This is a genomic window from Blastococcus sp. SYSU DS0753, from assembly GCF_054051175.1.
This window is the reverse complement of the sequence record NZ_JBJHAT010000050.1, coordinates 1-2,992: the sequence shown is the minus strand read 5'-3', so window position 1 is coordinate 2,992 and position 2,992 is coordinate 1. Positions and strand designations below refer to the sequence as shown.

Sequence of the window (2,992 nt, the reverse complement as noted above, 5' to 3'; positions counted from 1 at the left end):
TGACACTCGCGATATCAATCAACCAAAGGAATCCCAGCCCCAACCACACAGTGGCCAGGGCACGGGGTATTACTTGGCACTGACTTTCGGCACGCTGTTGAGTTCTCAAGGAGCGGACGCGCAAGAACTAGACCCTCGCGGGCTTCGTTCCTGGCTGGATGTCCAACTCTACGCCGGTTTCCAGTGGCCCGCTACCCGGGCCCCGGTCCGGCGGCCCTTCCGGGCCGCGCGGCGCATGGAGAACCATACACGACTTCTCCGGCCGGTGCGCAAGCCCGGGTCCCGTGACGCGCGCCACCCCTCGGTGACGTGCTGGACCGGCCCCGTCCAGAGGCTCGCGCCGAGCCTGCGAGGCGTGAGGAGGACGGGGTCCTTCTAGAGCCCCAGGAAGTTCTCGATGCCCACCGTCAGGCCGGGGCGCCGGCCGATCTCCCGGACGGCGAGCAGCACACCCGGCATGAACGAGGCGCGGTCGTACGAGTCGTGCCGCAGGGTCAGGGACTCCCCCGCCGCCCCGAACAGCACCTCCTGGTGCGCCACCAGCCCGGCGAGCCGGACCGCGTGAACGTGCACCCCCTCGACATCGGTGCCGCGCGCACCCGGGAGCTCGTCGGTCGTCGCATCGGGGACGGGGGCCATCCCGGCCGCCCGGCGGGCCGACGCCACCAGACGGGCGGTGCGCAGCGCCGTCCCCGAGGGGGCGTCCACCTTGTTGGGGTGGTGCAGCTCGACGACCTCGACGGACGGGAAGAAGCGGGCCGCCTCCTGGGCGAAGCGCATGAGCAGGACCGCCCCGATGCCGAAGTTGGGCGCGATGACGACGCCCACCTCCGGCTTCGGCTCCAGCCACTCGGCCACGGTGGCCAGACGGGCCTCGTCGAAGCCGGTCGTCCCCACGACACAGTGGATGTTGTTGTCGATGCAGAACCGGATGTTGTCCATGACCACGTCGGGGCGGGTGAAGTCGACGACGACCTGCGCTCCGGCGTCGGCCACGTTGAACAGCCAGTCGCCGTCGTCGACCATCGCCACCAGCTCGAGGTCGTCGGCCTGGTTCACCGCCTTGACCACCTCGGTGCCCATCCGGCCGCGGGCGCCGAGCACCCCCACCGGGATGAGCGGGGACCCCGCATCGGTCGAGGTGGGCTGCTGGCCGGTCGGGCTCGTCGTCACGCGGCCAGGTTTCCCGGCCCGGCGTCCCGATGCAAGACAGGGTCCGGATCAGCGTGCCCGGCGTTCCCGCCAGTGCCAGACCAGGAGCCCGACGGCGACGCCGGCGACATCGGCGGCGCCGTCCGCCACCGAGGCGGAACGGCCCAGCGGGGCGAGCCCCTGGACCAGCTCACTGAGGACGGCGTAGGCGACGAGCCCCGCGGCCAGCCGCGGCGTCCGCACCCCGGCCCACCGGCCCGTGGCCGCGAGCACGGCGAAGAGCGCCAGGTGCACCGCCTTGTCCGTCCCGGGCGGTGCGGTGGGCACGCCCGAGGAGGGCAGGAAGAGGATCACCAGGGACGCCGCCAGCACCAGGCCGAACGCCACCTGGGGCAGTGCCTGCCCTCCGTCGCGCACGTCAGAGCCGGTCGAGGTCGGACTCACGGTAGGGGCCGACCACGGCCAGGCAGGTCTCCCGGCCGAACAGCTCGGCCGCCACCGAGCGGACCTGCCCCTCGTCGACCGCCTCGATGCGGGCCAGCACGTCCCGGACCGGGACGTACTCGCCGTAGGAGAGCTCGCTCTTGCCGAGCCGGCTCATCCGGGAGCCGGTGTCCTCGAGCCCGAGCACCAACCCACCCTTGAGCTGACCCCGGGCCCGGGCGACCTCGTCGGCGGTGAGCCCGTCGACCGCCACCCGGCCGAGCTCCTCGCGGATCAGCCGCAGCACCTCGGGCACCCGCTTCTTCGAGCAGCCGGCGTAGACGGAGAACGCGCCCGCACCGGCGTAGTGGGTGAGCGCCGAACCGACGCTGTACACCAGGCCCCGCTTCTCGCGGATCTCCTGGAACAACCGCGAGCTCATGCCACCCCCGACGGCGGCGTCGAGGACTGCGGCCACGTAACGGCGCTCGTCCTGCCGGCCCATGGCGGGCGTGCCGAGCAACAGGTGCGTCTGCTCGGTCCGGCGGGAGATCAGTCCGGTGGGCCGCGCCGGCCGCTCGAGGACGAGGTCCCCGGTGCGCAGGGGCGCCGGGCGGCCGGCGCCGGAGAGCCGGTCGCCGAAGGCCTTCGCCACGAGGTCGAGCACCTGCTGGTGCTCCACCCGCCCGGCCGCGGTCACGACGATCGAGGGCACGGCGTAGCGGGACCGGTACCAGCCGTCGACGTCGTCCCGCGTGAGCCCCTCGATCGACTCGACGGTGCCGAGCACCGAGCGGCCCAGGGAGGTGTCGCCGTACAGGACCTCGGCGAACAGGTCGTGCACCGCGTCGGAGGGCTCGTCGTCGCGCATGGCGATCTCCTCGAGCACCACCGTCCGCTCCGACTCCAGGTCCGCGGCGGTGTTGGTGGCGTCGGTGACCAGGTCGGCCAGCAACGTCACCGCGAGCGGCAGGTCGCTGGCGAGCACGTTCGCGTAGTAGCAGGTGTGCTCCTTCGCGGTGAACGCGTTCATCTCACCGCCGACCGCGTCCATGGCCGTCGCGATCTCCAGCGCGCCGCGCGACGTCGTCCCCTTGAACAGCAGGTGCTCCAGGAAGTGCGACGAGCCGGCGACGGCCGGCGTCTCGTCCCGCGACCCGACGCCCACCCAGATGCCGAGCGTCGCCGACAGCACGCCCGGCATGCTCTCGGTGAGCACCCGCAGGCCCCCCGGGAGCTCGGTGCGTTCCACCCGGCCGCCGACCTCGTCGAGGTCGAGCAGCGCGGTCGTCCCTACGGGAACCGGGGGGGGGGGGGGGGGGGGCGGCGCGGGGCCGGCGGGGGGCTGGCGGGGCGGGTTAGCGCCGCCCGGCGCGGGCGGGGGGGGGGGCGCGGGGGGGGCGGGGGGGGGGGCGGC

At 73.4% G+C, this 2,992-nt stretch carries 3 protein-coding genes; all 3 read right to left on the bottom strand.

Translation table 11 applies throughout. The features are described from left to right. Window positions 1–375: 375 nt before the first annotated feature. Genes dapB through ACI799_RS21005 form a run of 3 tightly spaced genes read right to left on the bottom strand, consistent with a single transcriptional unit; the run spans window position 376 to window position 2,827 of the window. Entirely contained in the window at window positions 376–1,173 is a 798-nt protein-coding gene (gene dapB / locus ACI799_RS21015) for a 4-hydroxy-tetrahydrodipicolinate reductase (protein ID WP_456613859.1), read from the bottom strand. A gap of 48 nt (window positions 1,174–1,221) precedes the next feature. Then, on the bottom strand, window positions 1,222–1,569 hold the full coding sequence (locus tag ACI799_RS21010; protein ID WP_456591307.1) for a VanZ family protein: 348 nt from the start codon (window positions 1,567–1,569) through the stop codon (window positions 1,222–1,224). 1 nt (window position 1,570) lies between these two features. Continuing rightward, entirely contained in the window at window positions 1,571–2,827 is a 1,257-nt protein-coding gene (locus ACI799_RS21005; RefSeq protein ID WP_456591308.1) for a M16 family metallopeptidase, read from the bottom strand. Window positions 2,828–2,992 lie beyond the last annotated feature (165 nt).